Origin of the sequence: Phyllobacterium sp. TAF24, assembly GCF_052113785.1 — a bacterium.
GTDB lineage: Bacteria > Pseudomonadota > Alphaproteobacteria > Rhizobiales > Rhizobiaceae > Phyllobacterium.
On sequence record NZ_JBFRDN010000007.1, the window covers coordinates 1 to 14,959 of the forward strand.

The window sequence follows — 14,959 nt, forward strand, 5'->3', positions numbered from 1 at the left end:
CAGGAACACCAACCTGACGGGCAAGCAGGATGTGCTCGCGGGTCTGTGGCATCGGGCCGTCGGCAGCCGACACAACCAGGATCGCGCCGTCCATCTGCGCGGCGCCGGTGATCATGTTCTTCACATAGTCAGCGTGGCCGGGGCAATCAACGTGTGCATAGTGACGCGCTGGCGTCTCATACTCAACGTGTGCCGTCGAGATCGTGATACCGCGGGCCTTTTCTTCAGGCGCTGCATCGATCTGGTCGTAAGGCTTGTACTCACCAAAATACTTCGTAATCGCTGCTGTCAACGACGTCTTGCCATGGTCAACGTGACCAATCGTGCCGATGTTGACGTGCGGCTTGTTACGTTCAAACTTGCTCTTAGCCATAGCTGTCGTTCTCTCGTCATCACAACCGGTCTAGGGCCGGTACCATGTTTGTAGCTCAGACGAGACAGCACGCCGTCCGTCAGCTCAGTCGCCCGCCCGATCAGTTACGATCAATCCGGGTTAGCTTTGTCCTGATCATGCTCGTTCATATGGGGACACATGAGCGGCGTGCAATGCTCAAGACAAAAATCGAAGAGCACCAATACACGCTCACGCGTGCACGCGGTGCTCTTGTAAATCTGGAGCGGGTAGCGGGAATCGAACCCGCATATTCAGCTTGGAAGGCTGCTGCTCTACCACTGAGCTATACCCGCACACCTTACTGTGCCGTGCATTCATGACGCACAAGGACAACAGTAACACTCATCACAGCGCACAAGCCATACCAAAACCATTTCAGGTCTTGGCGGCGTGCGCCAGGCGGGCGGTTCCGGCAGTGGTGGAGGAGGTTGGATTCGAACCAACGTAAGCCAAGCTAACGGATTTACAGTCCGTCCCCTTTAACCACTCGGGCACTCCTCCGGTCACTGCCGTGGAACCGCGCCATCAGGCACTCTGCAAACCGTCTGCCGAATTTGTTTTCCAGCGGCGGCTTGCGGGTGGCCTTATGCCGACTAGCTTTCGTGGTGTCAACAGTCTGCAGAAGAAAATGACGGGCCCTGTGAAAATCAATGCTCCGGGGCGCCGGTTCATGCCGTTGCAGCGCAGAAAACCGAAATGCCCGCATTTTCGCCAATAAGCATATATCGCCGGGCGAGCTGAAAGGTTATAGGTTGCGCCATGAGCGAAGATAAACCATCCCACACACCCAAAGATTCCCACTATGCCACGCTGCGTCGCCAGTTCCGCGACAAGAAGGCAGGAGGCCCGCCACAAGCGCAGCGCCCCACACGGCCAGCGACGGAAGGCACGCAGGCGCCGGAAGGACTGGTGCGCCTTTATGGCCTGCACACGGTGCGCGCGGCGCTGGATAACCCAAATCGCCAGATCAAGCGCATGCTTGTGACAAAAAATGCCCTCGACCGGCTGGAAATTGCCGATTCGGACGCCCTGCCCTTTGATGTCGATATTGTCGATCCGCGTGCTATCGACCGGGAGACCGGTTCGGAAGCCGTGCATCAGGGTGTGATGATCGAGGTCAAACCGCTAAAGGCCCAGTCGCTGAAGGCGCTCAAAGACAGCAAGCTCCTGCTGATTCTCGATCAGGTCACCGATCCGCACAATGTCGGCGCCATCATGCGCTCTGCCGTGGCTTTCGGTGCCGGTGCCATTGTAACGACAGCGCGTCACAGCCCGCAGGAATCGGGTGTATTGGCCAAGGCTGCCTCCGGCGCACTTGAACTTATTCCGCATATTGAGGTGCGCAATCTCGCCGAAGCGATCGACGAACTGCACGAACTTGGCTTCGCCACGATCGGGCTTGATTCGGAAGGCCCGCTGGAGCTGGAAAAAACCATGGCAGGTGATCGCATCGCTCTGGTTCTCGGTGCAGAAGGCAAAGGCCTGCGCCAAAAGACGCGTGAAACAGTGACCCACCTCGCCCGGCTCGACATGCCCGGTGCGATCAAGTCACTTAACGTTTCCAATGCGGCGGCTATATCGCTTTATGCAGCTCAGCGTTTCCTGACTGCCAAGGCCGATTAAAAAAGAATCATCGATCTGAATATTTTTCGCTGCTGCGGTGTTCATTCCACGTCAGGGCACGCACTTGAATAAGTGGTGCCCTCCTGACGGAGTGTACCGATGCTGCGAAATAATACGGAATCTTATGGGCTGGTGACGATCCTATTCCATTGGATCATTGCCATCATCTTCATAGGGCAGATTCTGCTCGGCTATCTGATGGTTCGAACCAGCGATTTCGCGCTGCAGTTCAGCCTTTTTCAATGGCACAAGTCCTTCGGATTTCTCATTCTTGGCCTTTCAGCATTCCGGCTGCTCTGGCGAATGGCAAATCCGCGCCCGCGCGATCCGGTTGATATGAGCCGCATTGAACGTTTGGCAGCGCATATGGCGCATGGCATCCTTTATCTCGCGCTCTTCCTCATTCCATTGACTGGCTGGGCACTGGCGTCGAGTTCACCGCTGCAGATACCCACCTTTGCCTTCAATCTCGTCGTCATACCGTCGCTACCTCTGACAATATCAGATCAGGCGGAAGCATTCTGGACAGCCAGCCACGCCTGGCTGGCCTATCTCTCCGCATTCATAGCCGCCGCACACATATTGGCGGCCTTTCATCACCATTTCTGGAAGAAAGACGCTGTCTTGCGGCGCATGCTCGGTTGGCATTCTCGCATCCGCATCGCCGCACAAAAGGATATCAGATCATGAAAAACGCCAAGAAATTTGCTTCAGGCATAGCAAGGACTGCGGTGGCTTTGTTCATCGCTATAGTGCCCGCCATGGCCAATGCAGACACCCTGTCGGAGGTGGCGGGCCGCTATCAGATAGATGCCGCTTCCCGTATCGGGTTTGTTGTCGCCCAAATCGGCGGCGGCGGCATATCGGGTAACTTCAAAAAGTTCTCCGGCGTGTTTGCCCTTAACAACAGCGACATCAGCCGGTCGACCATCGAATTCACGCTCTTTCCTGAGAGCGTCAGCACTGGTCAGGCCCGCATTGAGAGTTTCCTGCGCTCCGACGCAGTGTTTGATTCGCAGAATTTTCCAAAAGTGACGTTCAAGTCGACACAAATCACCCAGACCGGCCCCAGCACGGCCAATGTCGATGGCATATTGACCGCACGCGGCAAAAGCAGCCCTGCCAGTTTCCAGGCCAGCCTTTCCACCCACGACAAGAATGCGATTGTCTTTCATGTCGAAGGTAAGGTCATGCGCTCGCGCTATGGAATGGATGTAGGCACACCAATCTATTCCAATGTTGTACAGTTCGACATGACAATCCACGGGCAGAAAAGTTAGTACAAATTACGACAATTAAAGACAATTTACGGTTTTTACTTGCTAACGCGTTAATCATCAAATCGCGAATAGACAAAATTGGCAGAATACACTGAACGTAACAGGGGTTATCCATTGTCATATACTTTAGTATGAATTAGCTTAACCGTGTGTTGGAGGAAGATTCATGTCGCATCCGTACCGTGATTTACCTGACCACCAATATTGGCGCCGCGCGATAAGCTCGCACACCTGGGACGAAATCGATCCAATTGTTGATACACCCGTCAAACTGCAGCGAACCACACGGGTCGCCACAGCGGGCAGTTGTTTCGCCCAGCGGATTGCGGCCTCGCTAATGGATCAGGGCTACTCCTATCTCAAGACCGAAGATCCTCCGAAGGGTCAGGAAGAGAACCCGCTCTACGGGCAGTTCTCCGCCGCCTATGGCAATGTATACACGGTTTTGCAGCTCCACCAGCTGATGGGGAGAGCCTACGGGACCTTCAAACCGGAAATCAATTACTGGGTCAATTCACAGGGCCGGTATATGGACCCGTTCCGGCCTGYGGTACGGGAAGAAGGTTTTGAAACTCTGGAAGAGTTGCTCGATCTGCAAAAATCGCATCTTCGCGCCGTTCGCAGGGTTTTTGAAGAGTGTGAAGTCTTCCTTTTCACCTTCGGTCTGACCGAAGGCTGGCTGGCAAAAGGCGACAAAGCCGCTATCCCGGTTGTTCCCGGCGCCGTTGACTGCCCGGACTGGAATGATCGCTACGAGTTCCACAACGCCCGTGTCCATGAAATGAACGAGTTGTTGAATGCGTTTTTGAAGGATTTGCGGCTCGTCAATCCGACGGTCGAGGTAATCCTGACGGTTTCCCCGGTATCGATGATTGCAACCTACGAAAAGCAACACGTCCTTCTTTCAAACACCTATACCAAATCTGCTCTCAGGGTTGTCGCCGAAGAAACGGCTAGAGACCACGATTTCGTCTCGTATTTCCCATCATYTGAAATGGTTCACGCCCACCCGTCGCAAGCCCAATACTATGAAGATGATTTTCGTCTTGTTCGTTCTGAAGGCGTGGCACGCGTCATGGCAATGTTTGCAAAACATTATCTTGGCAACGACGATTCCCAGAAACCTCGGTCCAAGCCCGCTCCGCGCAGTGCCAACAAGGAATTGGCCGAAGAGACGGCACGGGAATACGCAAATGTTGCGGGCGTTCTTTGCGATGAGGAAAGACTGGCATTTTAGGAGCTGAAGTCGAATGACCGTACGCGTAGCTGTCGTTGGAAACTGTGCTGCACTTGGTATTGCGAATGCTGTTCAGGCATTATCACCCGATACTTATGTTCAACATTTCAGCGTTGCTGATATTTATGGCCTTGATCCGACACAGATCAAAGAGATGTTTGACGGGTTTGATCTAAGCTTGTCCTTCTCCGAAATTGGCAGCTATCAGGCAATTCACCAACAGGTCCTGAAGATTAACCGCTCCGTCATGTGGCCAAGCATTGTGTTTGCCGGATATCATCCGGATATCGCCTATTTTGGCATTGACGGTCGCATCGCCAGCTCCTGCCTTGGCGCATATAACTCACGCATAGTCGCACTGGGTTTTGCCCATGAGATGTCGGTGGAAGACACTGCCGAACGTTTCAACGCTTTGACTTACGGCCGCCTCGGCTATTTTGACGCCTATGATCTGGGCCGCGAAGAGTTCTTGCGCACGGCTCGCAATCACAACCTTGATCTTGAAGCAGATTTTGCAAAATGGGAGAAAACCGGCCCATTCATGTACACATCCAATCATCCCAAAATACAGGTGATTAATGATGTGGCTCGTAAACTGATCGAGGCATCCGGACTGGAGATTACCGGGGATATGGACACGGACGCCACCGTGCCCGATTATTTTGCCAACAACATCGTTTGGCCTCTTTACCCGGAACTCGCAAAACGCATTGATAATCCGAATGGCTCATACGAGTTCAGACCGGCTGGCCATCTCCACAACCCATCAACTGTATTGAATTTGGAAGAATTCGTTGATGGCTGTTTCAAGAAATACACGACTGACGGATTTACCCCCGCTCAGTTCAGAAACACCGGCCTTTATACCGTGCTGGGTCCGCGAATGGGCCTCGACCTGCGCCACTGACGCCTGCTACGACCACATCAATCCTTGTCCCCGACCGCTATCTCTGCCACGGCAGGTTGAACGGTTACCTCTTCGCTCTTTCGCGGAGCATAGCCAAGGATTTGCCGGACGCCTTTTGCTGAAAAGGGTTGAGCAAGCTGGCCAAGGAAACTCTTGGCGACACGGCCACTGATGCCGATGTCCACTGGTGAGGGGCGTGGAGGGTTAAAGTAAGTTCCGAGTATCTGGTCCCAAAGCACTAGATTCTCACCATAATTGGTGTTTCCCTCAGAGAGTTCCTTCGAGTGGTGCCAGCGATGCAGACGCGGCGTGCTCAAGAACCAGTCGAGGGGTCCGGTTCGTACATCCACATTGCAATGGGTCAAAAGACCGGTGAACGCAGTAACGGCGCTGATCCAGAGGAACACTGGCAATGGCGCACCTAGCAGATAGAGCGGTATCTGGCTGAGCACGATCTTGAACAGCGAGTCGATCACGTGGAACCGCCCCGTATTGACGACCCACAGACGCTCGACACTGTGGTGCAGCGCGTGAAACCGCCAGAGTGCAAGTTTCTCGTGAGCCAATCGATGCGCAATATAGAGCCCGAATTCCGCAATAATCAGCCCGAGAACGACCTGAATCGCCAGCGGCCAGTCGCTTGGCCATATATGCACGGATGTTGCGAGAACCGGCTGGGCAATGATGGCCACGGCCATGGGGAACGATGCTCCAATGGCAGCAGCGATCTGCACAGCGCCCTTTGTCAGCATTGTATGGGCGATATCATTGAACGTCTCGCCATCCCGTTTCAGCCATGTCTCCTCATAGGGCATGATGCGTTCGAATACGGCGATCAACGCCACCACGGAAAAATAAACCACATTGAACCACAGCAGCGGCGATTGGGTCTGGAAGGCTACATAAGTGCCGATGAGACCGACAATGTAGAACAGCGGCCAGAGCGAAAGGGAAAGCGCCGCATAGAGCCATGAATTTCTGGGGATTGTCATTTGAAAATCCCCCTATTTTGGATCGTCAATCTGTATTCCATTTTTGTCGCAGTCATATTGCTTCACGCGGTGTTAATTCAACTGGCTTGCTTCTCGCGCCAGGCAAGGAGGCTTTTCACCAGAAAAAGCAGAAGGAAGAGCAGACATCAAATCCTGGCGGGCACGGCAAGTTGGGTTTTCACTAGTTTAGATTGCAGGAACATTGCATGAAATCCTGATTATGACATTCCCAACCGGAACTTTTATTTGATTCCGCGGTTCAGTCATCGCTGGATTTCCAGCAGAGGCTTGACATTATTACCTGCTCTCCAAGTTGGTTGGTGGTCAAGCCTCTCCTATTTGGGACGTGCAAAGCGTCAACTCAAGGCCTTGGCGATAAACGGCAGACTTATGTCCATGCGATAATCCACAGCCGTATGATTGTCATCGAACTCCTCATAGCGATGGCTGATGCCAAGTCGGTCAAGCGTGCGATGGATGCGGCGTGAGCCGTAAAGGATGTTGTACTGATCCTTGGTGCCGCAATCGAAATAGACCGCTTTCAGTTTCTTGAGATTATGGCCATGCGTTTCCGCCAACTGTGCCGGGTCCCAGGCCAGCCAGTTGGCCCACCGCTCCTCGATAAGTTCACAGGTTTCCAGATCGATGGGTAGACGCAATCCAAGAAACGCAGCCGGGTCAGGGTCAAATGTTGCGGCTTGAGCCAGTGTCATGATCACCAATGTGTCATTGTCACTTTTCTTCGGCTTCGCCTCGAAAGCCTTTATCCAGGCTTCGATGGACAGGTCGTGTTCAGCCAAAGCCCGCAACACACCGGGGAACTCCGCGAGATAGAGCTGTTCAAACCCCGCATCGCCGGAATGGCTGGCCGCCGCCGACCAGACGTCAGGCCGGCGCATTGCGTGCACATGCGTGCCATAGCCACCGGAGCTTTTACCGAAAACCCCACGCTTGCCAAAACCACCGCAGCGAAACTGGCCTTCGACCTTCGGCAACATCTCATCAATGAGGAAATCTTCCCAATTGCCCATTGCCGCACTGTTTATGTACTGGTTGCCACCCAGACGGGTAAAACAGTCAGGGAATGCAACGACCACAGGCGGCATCTCACCACAACCAATCAACCGGTCGAGCCGCTCCGGCACATTCTCGCCAAACCCCTTCCAGTTGGTATGCGCAGGACCGCCAGCCGTGAAACCAACCAGATCGACAAGCAGTGGCAGGCCCGCGCCATCATGGCCGGCAGGCACATAGACATCGACAATTCGATCGGTCGGATCGCCCAGAACATTATTGCGAAGATGCACGCTGTTGATATCAAGGCGGTGCACAGTTCCGGCCGGATGATTGGTGACACGCATGGGAAAGCCTTCGGATAATTGACAAGCGAGCCTCCGCCACAAGGACAGATTCGCGTGATCAAACGTGCTACCGGCGCAGCGCGAAGGCAAGCCTGTTTGTAACCGCTACCCGTCGCATCACGCCGCTTTACTGGCGGATCAATAAATTATCACATCAAATTTGATCGAAGCCGGTGGTCCTCACAACCCATTTGGTAAGATTCCGTTAGGATTTGAGGACTAGGTGATTGGGGAAGACAAAGGACTTGCCCATGCGCCGCGTGATGATGATTGCTTTGTTGTTGCTGACAGGCTGCGCCTCAGCGCCCACTCAGACCAACAATGTTTGTGCCGTGTTCGATCAAAAGGACGGCTTTTTCAACAATTGGTATTCCTACGCCAAGGGAGCGGAAGCTCAATATGGCGTGCCGGTTCCTATTCTTATGGCAACGATCAATACGGAATCCGGCTTCCAGGCGCGCGCAAGACCCCCGCGGACCAAATTGCTTGGCTTTATTCCATGGACACGCCCATCCAGCGCATATGGCTATTCCCAGGCGCTCGACGGGACATGGGCCGAATTCCAGCGCAGCACCGGCCGGTATGGCAGCGGACGGACAAGTTTCGCCGACGCTGTCTATTTCGTCGGCTGGTACCATGCACAAAGCCACCAGAAGAATGGCATTGCGCTCAACGACCCCTACAATCTCTACGTCGCCTATTATGCCGGTCCCAAGGACTACGCACGGGGCACATGGAGAAACAAACCTGATATCGACCGGGTCGCGCGCCGTACCGCTGCTATGGCAAGCAAATATGCGGCGCAGATGCAAAGCTGCGGCATGTAGATTTACAGCGTGGATCGCGGGCAACCCGCCTCAATCATCAATCAAACGAAACGGGCGCCATGAGCGCCCGTTCTGTTTATCGAAACAATGATGTTACGAATGGCTTATGGCTTCATCGCCGTGTACGCGCCATCATGCCAGACATTGATGTCATACTTGGCATCCTTGATGTCGCCCTTCTCATCAAAAACAACAGCACCAACAACGGTGTTAACAGGCTTTCCATCCTTGAGTGCGGCGGCAACCTTCACCGCATCGTCGCTGCCGGCGCGTTCCACGCCCTGGGCGATAGCTTCAACAACAGCATAGGAGAAAAGCGTGAAACCATCAGGCGTGAAGCCACTGGCCTTGATTTTCTCGACTGCTGCCTTTGCCTCAGGACGTGCCTGCGGATTTGCCGGGAACGTGAACATCACGCCTTCGCCAGTCTTTCCTGCCACCGCCCAGAACTCAGGCGAAGCAATGGAGTCACCCATCATCAGCTGGAACTTGACGTTCTGATCTGCTGCCTGACGCAGGATGAGACCGGCTTCCGGATGATAACCGCCGAAATAAACAAAGTCTGCCTTTGCTTCCTTCAGCTTGGTAATCAGCGCCGAATAGTCCTTGTCACCAGCATTGATGCCTTCATAGAGGACTTCCTTCAGTCCGCTCTCGTTCATCTTGCCCTTCACCGCATCGGCAAGGCCTTTGCCGTAGGCTCCCTTGTCATGCAGGATGACGACGCGCTTGCCCTTGTACGTCTTGGCAATCCACGGTCCGACAAATTCGCCCTGACCATCGTCACGCGTGTAAAGGCGCATGATCGTCGACCAGCCTTTTTTCGCGGCTGCTTCGGTCAGATCAGGATTGGATGATGCTGGCGTCATCATCAGCACACCGGCTTCCGCATATACAGCCGAAGCGGGAATGCTGGAGCCCGAGCAGGCATGACCGTCAACAAACTTGATGCCTTCCGCAACAATGCGATTGGCAATCGATACAGCCTGTTTTGGATCGCAGACGTCATCTTCGAACACCAGTTTGATCTGGCGACCTTTGACACCGCCCTTTTCATTGATTGCAGCGGCTGCCGCCTGTGCACCCTGTTTGAATTGATCACCGATATTGGCAAGCTGTCCGGTCATCGGACCGGCGACTGCGATTTTCAGATCGTCAGCCAAAGCTGCCGGTGCGCCCAAAGCAACACCCAGTAACGCAGCTTGCATTATTCTTTTTAACGGCATGTTTTTTCCCCTCATTTTTCTTCAATTGTCCCCAAGGACGAGCGAACCGTACTATAAGTAAAATTGAAATACCACGGCTCCCATATGATCATTTAGTAGGAAAAACGCTGCGTTGGTTAGTGAAATATTAGAATGATTTTCCGCCGTTTCGCCTATTGCCAATTTTACGGATTTTTTGTCGAAAGCTCATAATCAGCAAGGACTTCTTCGAGAACCTTGCGGGAATTCTCTGCTTCAAGCGGATTGGTACCGGCAAGTCCGGCATAGACAATCAATGCCTTCCACAATGTCCAGCCACGCCCCCGCACCCATGTTGCCTCGTCAAGTGGCAAAGCAGCGCGAAATGCCCCTCGGCTCTCGCCGTGAAAGAACGTCCAGGCGATGGCCAGATCGCAGGACGGATCACCTACACCTGATGTGCCGAAATCAATGACTGCGCTCAGCGTGCCATTCTTGACCAGAAGATTACCGAAGCTGATATCCCCATGAAACCATACAGGCGCACCGTGCCATGTTGCATCAAGCGCAGCATCCCAGGCGGCGGTGGCCGCATCGGTGTCGATCTTGCCCCGCAACGCCACAATAGCTTGCCGGGTTTGCCCGTCATAAATGGTCAAGGACCCACCACGATAAAAGTTGTGCGCCCCGGGTGCGGGCCCATCTGTTGCATCGGCTCTTTGCAAAACGGCGAGAAACGCCGCCAGATCGATAGCAAACTGTTTGAGATCGCCAATACGTTCCGGTTTGGCAACCTCCCCCTCAAGCCATTTATAAACGGACCAGTGCCATGGATAGTTATCGTCAGGGATTCCCATGGCCAACGGCGCCGGGATCGGCAGGGGCAAATGCGCCGCCAGCTTTGGCAGCCAGAACTGTTCCTTCTGGACTTGTTCCGCATAATCCCTGCTGCTCGGCAACCGCACCGTCATTGCATCGCCAAGATGAAACGTGCGGTTGTCCCATCCGCCATGCTCGACAGGTTTAACCGGTAGAGCAGCCCATTGCGGAAATTGCGTGGCAACCAGCCTTCTCACCAGCGCAACATCGATCACCGGCGCGCGGTCCTGCGGCTCATCCTCAGACATTGGCGACCACTCCTAATCCGGTTTGGCTTGCTTGGCCGCTTTCAAGACCCGCCGCTTGTCCGTTAATCCGTCGTGATCACCCATTGTTCGCTCTGGCGGATTCTCCCACCAATCGGAACGAAGCGGCTTTCGTTCTGGGTTACGGGGATAGTAGATGAGATTCTCCGGCTTTGGTGTTTCCCCCACAACCAGCAAACGCACCTCTTCCTCAGTATTGTTGAGAAAGCTGTGACAAATCCCCGTCCCTGCGGGAAAACCGACACCATCACCGGGCTTCAACCGATGCAATACCCCATCAATCCACACGTCAGGTGTACCGTGGATTACATAGACAAATTCTTCCTCTGCGCTTTCGGCATGCGGGAACGATGTGCGCCGTCCGGGCAGCAACCGCTGATGGTGGATACCAATTCTGCCAAGCCCGAACTGCTGCCCGAATGATGCATCCACGGCGAGCAGTTCATCATCGCCCTTGTAGTGATCTTCATCCGGCCGCTCGATATCGGACCAGTGCGCAATAAAGGGCGGACGCCCTGTTGATGTCATGTCATGCCTCCCGATCAAACGAACAGCGCGACGATAGATCGTGCAATTGATGCCAGCAACATTGATCGCGGTCTTTCCGCTGGCATTTGCGTGTTTACATGGCGATTAAATAGGGATATTTATTGTCCTTAATAAAATGCCGATTGTGTTCGGCTATGGAATGAATTCATGATCCTGAAAAGCCAAGTCGAATGGGCGTTGCATTGTTGTGCCATCCTCGCAGGTCTGCCTGACGGCCGCTATCTGTCAACCAAAGCACTCGCCGAGTTCCACGGGTTACCGAAAGAATACCTCTCAAAAGCGCTACAGAGCTTATCGCAGGCAGGTCTCGTCCACACGACGCTTGGTCCGTCAGGTGGATACAGATTGGCAAAGTCTCCAGCTGAACTCAGCTTCCTCGACATTGTCGAGGCGGTAGAGGGCAAGACCAGAACCTTTGTCTGCAACAATATTCGCGCCAACAACCCTTGCCGCCCGCAAGGCTATTGCGAAAGCAGCCCATGCGCCGTTGCCCGCATCATGTGGGAGGCCGATGAAGCGTGGCGTGAGCGGTTGCGCAGTGTCAATCTGGCTCAACTGACGGAAACCCTGTCTCAGGAGATACCGTCCAAACTCTGGAAGAGTAGCTTCGAATGGGTGTTAGACCGCGCGGGGTGAAGGGGCGGCCGCAGGCAGCGCATGCTGCGCAGCGGGCGTCTGGAACAGATAACTCTGCGGCGGCATCGCCAGAGAAAGGCCGCTGGCCTCACATTGGCGATAGACCAGATCAATCACCTCATTTTTCGCGGGCGTTCTATTGGCCGGGCTAGGCACGCGAAAGAATAGCTCCGCTTCGATTGCAATCGCATCGATTGTTTTGAGGGCGACGATTGGCGGCGGGTCCTTGATGATTTGCGTGCAGCCTTGCAAGGCAGCTTGCATGACATTCTCAATAACTTGCGGCCTGTCTGTTGCGGCAATACGCACCGTCAATACCATCTGATAGGCCTCATCGGGACGGCTGAGATTGGTCAGTCCGACCTTGGCCAACACGCTGTTTGGCAGAATGATAACGTTGTGTGAGCCGGTTAAAAGATAGGTGGAGCGCCAGTTGTTTTCGGTGACGCGTCCCTCCGTGCCATCACCCAGCAAAATCCAGTCACCGATAACGAAGGGCCGTCCCAGCGTTAGCGCAATGCCGGAAAACACATCACCAAGCGTGTTCTGTAGCGCGAGACCAAAAATAATGGCAACCACGCCTGAAGTTGCGACGAGCGTACCGATAGGCACGTCAAAGACGAAGGCCAAAATGGATAGGAAAACCCCGAGATAGACTGCCGCAACGATCAGATCCTGCAACAGGCGTGCTTCCTGCGGCCTCCGCTCCACAACAATATAGATACGAACAAATCCAATCATCGCCCAGGCTAGGTGTGTCCACCAGAGAATCTGCGCGGACATGGCCAGAAATGCCGCCACGCCTTGCAGGTGTTTCTCCGTGAACCGATGCGGCAGAATCCCATTGAAGCCAAGTATGGCAGTCATAACGACGAAGAAAACAATCTGGACGACAAGCCGCGCCGTCGGGCGGCCGCGACCCTGCAAAAGCCAAACGACGACCCCCGCAACGCCGAAAAGGTCGATCAGGATAAGCGGCAAGGGAAGATGATCATTGAACATGGCATGTCTCATTGGCACTGCATGGCAAAACCGGGTGCAATGAACGACACCCGGTTTTCATTTCTGACTTACTTCTTGATCGGAAAGGTCAGGCCCTTTTCTTTCGTATCGACAACGAAGACCGCCAGAAGCTTGGCCGGTTTTGTCTTACTGCCATTGGCACTGACACCATGGCGATCACCCGGCATTTCCGAAAAATTCTCGCCGGCATGGTAGACTTTCACCGGACCATCATTGACCTGACTGCGGATGGAGCCTTCCAGAACGGTGGCATAGATGAAAGCTGAGGTCGGATGCGTGTGGGCCTCGGACGAGCCGCCAGGTCCGTATTCGACCAGTATGCCCTTGATGCTCTTGCCGGGAACGTTCGGCAGTTCATGCTCATAGACGAGCGTGACTTTAGCGGTGTTTTCGCTTGCGGTGGCAGAGATTACCGGCGCGCCCAAAACCACGGTCGCAACAGCAAAGCCGGTGATGATTGATCTTAACATTTCAAAATCCTTTGTTTGGGTGGGATAAATGTCTTTTACGATTTCCGGCTGGTGGCAAACCACTGCTCGAACGTAATCCGGCCAAGCCGGGGATTATTGTCGGAGACCAGTGAACCTTCCTCCAGACGCGCACCAAAATAGCGAGCCTCCGGATCAGGCTGGACTTTGCGGGAATCGCCCATCGCCTTGAGGTATCGTTCGACCAGATCGCTCAGCCGCGAACGCTCCGGGCCAGCAATCTCAAGCGTCCCGTTGAGCGGTTGGGCAAGTGCGATATCGGCCATAACATCGGCAACGTCATCGGAAGCGATCGGCTGCACATAGGCCGGAGACAGATGCACCTCGTCACCCACTGTCCCGGACTGAGCGATGCCACTGAGGAATTCCATGAACTGTGTGGAATGAACAATCGTATAGGGAATGCCTGCGGCCCTGATCAGATTTTCCTGAGCAAGCTTTGCACGGAAGTAGCCGCTTTCCTGCAGACGTTCTGTGCCAACGACAGAGAGCGCGATATGATGTCTGACCGCAGCGGATTTTTCCGCCGCAATCAGGTTACGCCCTGAAGTTTCAAAAAACTCCAGCACGGCCTTGTCTTCGAAGGATGGCGAATTGGCCAGATCAATGACGACCTGCGCACCGGAAAGCGCTTCGTTCAGCCCCTCGCCTGTGATGGTATTGACGCCTGTGTTGGGAGATGCGGCAATCACCTCATGTCCTTGCTTGCGCAGGCGTTCAACTGTCTTGGAACCGATAAGGCCGGTTCCACCAATAATAACGATTTTCATATGACTTCTCCGTTCAAAGGGCTCTGTGCCCGCATGTATTTGTGACTGTTTGAAGGAGGCTTTAGTTCAAACCGGCTTTGTCGAGGCCGTAAGCTTTGTCGGCCGAACCCGGGACAGTCTTGAACGCGACGTTGACGCGGTTCCATGCATTGATGACCATGATCGAGAAGGTCAGATCGGAAACTTCCTTTTCAGATAGCTGTCCACGCACTCGCTCATAAAGCTCATCGGGAATACCGCTCTCCGTCAAGGTCGTGAGCGCTTCAGTCCAGGCAAGAGCAGCGCGTTCACGCGGGACGAAAAGGGTCGACTCTCGCCAGATTGCAACGTGATGGAGGCGCAGTTCACTCTCTCCGTGAATTTTTGCTTCCTTGACATGCATATCGAGGCAAAACCCACAGCCATTGATCTGTGACGCCCGGATATGGATGAGATCGTGGATAGTCTGCTCGATGGCACTGTCTTTCAGGGCCATGCTGAGGTCCAAAAGCTTTTTGAACAGTTCAGGCGATTGTTGAGCATAGTTCAGGCGCGACGTCATTG

General features: G+C 54.1%; 17 protein-coding genes and 2 tRNA genes. 7 read left to right on the top strand and 12 right to left on the bottom strand.

Annotation, left to right across the window (positions count from 1 at the left end; all coding sequences use genetic code 11):
• The 3 genes from AB4Y96_RS08065 to AB4Y96_RS08075 form a co-directional block, all read right to left on the bottom strand.
• Nucleotides 1-373 (bottom strand): GTP-binding protein (locus AB4Y96_RS08065; RefSeq protein ID WP_441916555.1); only part of this gene is annotated, 373 nt, incomplete at its 3' end.
• A 240-nt stretch (nucleotides 374-613) separates the two neighbouring features.
• Nucleotides 614-687, bottom strand: a tRNA-Gly gene (locus AB4Y96_RS08070).
• 123 nt (nucleotides 688-810) lie between these two features.
• Nucleotides 811-895, bottom strand: a tRNA-Tyr gene (locus AB4Y96_RS08075).
• 258 nt (nucleotides 896-1,153) lie between these two features.
• Here AB4Y96_RS08075 and rlmB point away from each other — a divergent pair.
• From rlmB to AB4Y96_RS08100, 5 genes are all read left to right on the top strand, one after another.
• Nucleotides 1,154-2,017, top strand: coding sequence for a 23S rRNA (guanosine(2251)-2'-O)-methyltransferase RlmB (gene rlmB / locus AB4Y96_RS08080; RefSeq protein WP_091877016.1), 864 nt, complete (start codon nucleotides 1,154-1,156; stop codon nucleotides 2,015-2,017).
• Between the two features lie 99 nt (nucleotides 2,018-2,116).
• Nucleotides 2,117-2,707, top strand: a complete 591-nt coding sequence (locus AB4Y96_RS08085) for a cytochrome b (protein ID WP_441916556.1) — start codon at nucleotides 2,117-2,119, stop codon at nucleotides 2,705-2,707.
• On the top strand, nucleotides 2,704-3,297 hold the full coding sequence (locus AB4Y96_RS08090) for a YceI family protein (protein ID WP_441916557.1): 594 nt from the start codon (nucleotides 2,704-2,706) through the stop codon (nucleotides 3,295-3,297). The genes AB4Y96_RS08085 and AB4Y96_RS08090 overlap by 4 nt, the downstream gene beginning before the upstream one ends.
• 166 nt (nucleotides 3,298-3,463) lie before the next feature.
• Nucleotides 3,464-4,534, top strand: coding sequence for a GSCFA domain-containing protein (locus AB4Y96_RS08095; protein ID WP_441916558.1), 1,071 nt, complete (start codon nucleotides 3,464-3,466; stop codon nucleotides 4,532-4,534).
• A 13-nt stretch (nucleotides 4,535-4,547) separates the two neighbouring features.
• Entirely contained in the window at nucleotides 4,548-5,441 is an 894-nt protein-coding gene (locus AB4Y96_RS08100; protein ID WP_091877023.1) for a WcbI family polysaccharide biosynthesis putative acetyltransferase, read from the top strand.
• Between the two features lie 17 nt (nucleotides 5,442-5,458).
• Here AB4Y96_RS08100 and AB4Y96_RS08105 read toward each other — a convergent pair whose 3' ends face one another.
• Nucleotides 5,459-6,433 (bottom strand): sterol desaturase family protein, encoded by a 975-nt coding sequence (locus AB4Y96_RS08105; protein WP_441916559.1) that lies wholly within the window; start codon nucleotides 6,431-6,433, stop codon nucleotides 5,459-5,461.
• Between the two features lie 356 nt (nucleotides 6,434-6,789).
• Nucleotides 6,790-7,794 carry an alpha/beta hydrolase gene (locus tag AB4Y96_RS08110; protein ID WP_441916560.1) on the bottom strand — a complete coding sequence of 335 codons (1,005 nt, stop codon included), beginning with the start codon at nucleotides 7,792-7,794 and terminating at the stop codon, nucleotides 6,790-6,792.
• A 251-nt stretch (nucleotides 7,795-8,045) separates the two neighbouring features.
• On the opposite strand from AB4Y96_RS08110, the gene AB4Y96_RS08115 reads away from it, so the two are divergent.
• The gene (locus tag AB4Y96_RS08115; protein WP_091877028.1) at nucleotides 8,046-8,621 is read left to right on the top strand and encodes a transglycosylase SLT domain-containing protein; all 576 of its coding nucleotides are present in this window, start codon (nucleotides 8,046-8,048) and stop codon (nucleotides 8,619-8,621) included.
• A gap of 104 nt (nucleotides 8,622-8,725) precedes the next feature.
• On the opposite strand, the gene AB4Y96_RS08120 is transcribed toward AB4Y96_RS08115, so the two are convergent.
• The 3 genes from AB4Y96_RS08120 to AB4Y96_RS08130 form a co-directional block, all read right to left on the bottom strand.
• On the bottom strand, nucleotides 8,726-9,847 hold the full coding sequence (locus AB4Y96_RS08120) for an ABC transporter substrate-binding protein (RefSeq protein WP_091877030.1): 1,122 nt from the start codon (nucleotides 9,845-9,847) through the stop codon (nucleotides 8,726-8,728).
• Between the two features lie 164 nt (nucleotides 9,848-10,011).
• A complete protein-coding gene (locus tag AB4Y96_RS08125) occupies nucleotides 10,012-10,932 on the bottom strand; it encodes an aminoglycoside phosphotransferase family protein (RefSeq protein WP_441916562.1) in 921 nt (306 codons plus the stop codon).
• A gap of 12 nt (nucleotides 10,933-10,944) precedes the next feature.
• Entirely contained in the window at nucleotides 10,945-11,478 is a 534-nt protein-coding gene (locus tag AB4Y96_RS08130; RefSeq protein ID WP_441916564.1) for a cupin domain-containing protein, read from the bottom strand.
• A 168-nt stretch (nucleotides 11,479-11,646) separates the two neighbouring features.
• Between AB4Y96_RS08130 and AB4Y96_RS08135 the strand changes: the two genes are divergently transcribed.
• Nucleotides 11,647-12,135 (top strand): RrF2 family transcriptional regulator, encoded by a 489-nt coding sequence (locus tag AB4Y96_RS08135; RefSeq protein ID WP_091877036.1) that lies wholly within the window; start codon nucleotides 11,647-11,649, stop codon nucleotides 12,133-12,135.
• Here the strand turns inward: AB4Y96_RS08135 and AB4Y96_RS08140 are convergent.
• From AB4Y96_RS08140 to AB4Y96_RS08155, 4 genes are all read right to left on the bottom strand, one after another.
• Nucleotides 12,118-13,137 carry a mechanosensitive ion channel family protein gene (locus AB4Y96_RS08140; RefSeq protein ID WP_441916566.1) on the bottom strand — a complete coding sequence of 340 codons (1,020 nt, stop codon included), beginning with the start codon at nucleotides 13,135-13,137 and terminating at the stop codon, nucleotides 12,118-12,120. The two genes, AB4Y96_RS08135 and AB4Y96_RS08140, sit on opposite strands and share 18 nt — an antisense overlap.
• A 68-nt stretch (nucleotides 13,138-13,205) precedes the next feature.
• Nucleotides 13,206-13,628, bottom strand: coding sequence for a cupin domain-containing protein (locus tag AB4Y96_RS08145; protein WP_091877040.1), 423 nt, complete (start codon nucleotides 13,626-13,628; stop codon nucleotides 13,206-13,208).
• A 35-nt stretch (nucleotides 13,629-13,663) separates the two neighbouring features.
• Nucleotides 13,664-14,416 (bottom strand): SDR family oxidoreductase, encoded by a 753-nt coding sequence (locus AB4Y96_RS08150; protein WP_441916568.1) that lies wholly within the window; start codon nucleotides 14,414-14,416, stop codon nucleotides 13,664-13,666.
• 61 nt (nucleotides 14,417-14,477) lie between these two features.
• Nucleotides 14,478-14,957, bottom strand: a complete 480-nt coding sequence (locus AB4Y96_RS08155) for a carboxymuconolactone decarboxylase family protein (protein WP_441916570.1) — start codon at nucleotides 14,955-14,957, stop codon at nucleotides 14,478-14,480.
• Nucleotides 14,958-14,959: the final 2 nt, after the last annotated feature.

Bases quoted from the DNA above. Each gene is read 5' to 3' on its own strand.
- rlmB (WP_091877016.1), top strand. From the start codon at position 1,154: ATGAGCGAAGATAAACCATCCCACACACCCAAAGATTCCCACTATGCC.
- AB4Y96_RS08085 (WP_441916556.1), top strand. From the start codon at position 2,117: ATGCTGCGAAATAATACGGAATCTTATGGGCTGGTGACGATCCTATTC.
- AB4Y96_RS08090 (WP_441916557.1), top strand. From the start codon at position 2,704: ATGAAAAACGCCAAGAAATTTGCTTCAGGCATAGCAAGGACTGCGGTG.
- AB4Y96_RS08100 (WP_091877023.1), top strand. From the start codon at position 4,548: ATGACCGTACGCGTAGCTGTCGTTGGAAACTGTGCTGCACTTGGTATT.
- AB4Y96_RS08105 (WP_441916559.1), bottom strand. From the start codon at position 6,433: ATGACAATCCCCAGAAATTCATGGCTCTATGCGGCGCTTTCCCTTTCG.
- AB4Y96_RS08110 (WP_441916560.1), bottom strand. From the start codon at position 7,794: ATGCGTGTCACCAATCATCCGGCCGGAACTGTGCACCGCCTTGATATC.
- AB4Y96_RS08115 (WP_091877028.1), top strand. From the start codon at position 8,046: ATGCGCCGCGTGATGATGATTGCTTTGTTGTTGCTGACAGGCTGCGCC.
- AB4Y96_RS08120 (WP_091877030.1), bottom strand. From the start codon at position 9,847: ATGCCGTTAAAAAGAATAATGCAAGCTGCGTTACTGGGTGTTGCTTTG.
- AB4Y96_RS08125 (WP_441916562.1), bottom strand. From the start codon at position 10,932: ATGTCTGAGGATGAGCCGCAGGACCGCGCGCCGGTGATCGATGTTGCG.
- AB4Y96_RS08130 (WP_441916564.1), bottom strand. From the start codon at position 11,478: ATGACATCAACAGGGCGTCCGCCCTTTATTGCGCACTGGTCCGATATC.
- AB4Y96_RS08135 (WP_091877036.1), top strand. From the start codon at position 11,647: ATGATCCTGAAAAGCCAAGTCGAATGGGCGTTGCATTGTTGTGCCATC.
- AB4Y96_RS08140 (WP_441916566.1), bottom strand. From the start codon at position 13,137: ATGTTCAATGATCATCTTCCCTTGCCGCTTATCCTGATCGACCTTTTC.
- AB4Y96_RS08145 (WP_091877040.1), bottom strand. From the start codon at position 13,628: ATGTTAAGATCAATCATCACCGGCTTTGCTGTTGCGACCGTGGTTTTG.
- AB4Y96_RS08150 (WP_441916568.1), bottom strand. From the start codon at position 14,416: ATGAAAATCGTTATTATTGGTGGAACCGGCCTTATCGGTTCCAAGACA.
- AB4Y96_RS08155 (WP_441916570.1), bottom strand. From the start codon at position 14,957: ATGACGTCGCGCCTGAACTATGCTCAACAATCGCCTGAACTGTTCAAA.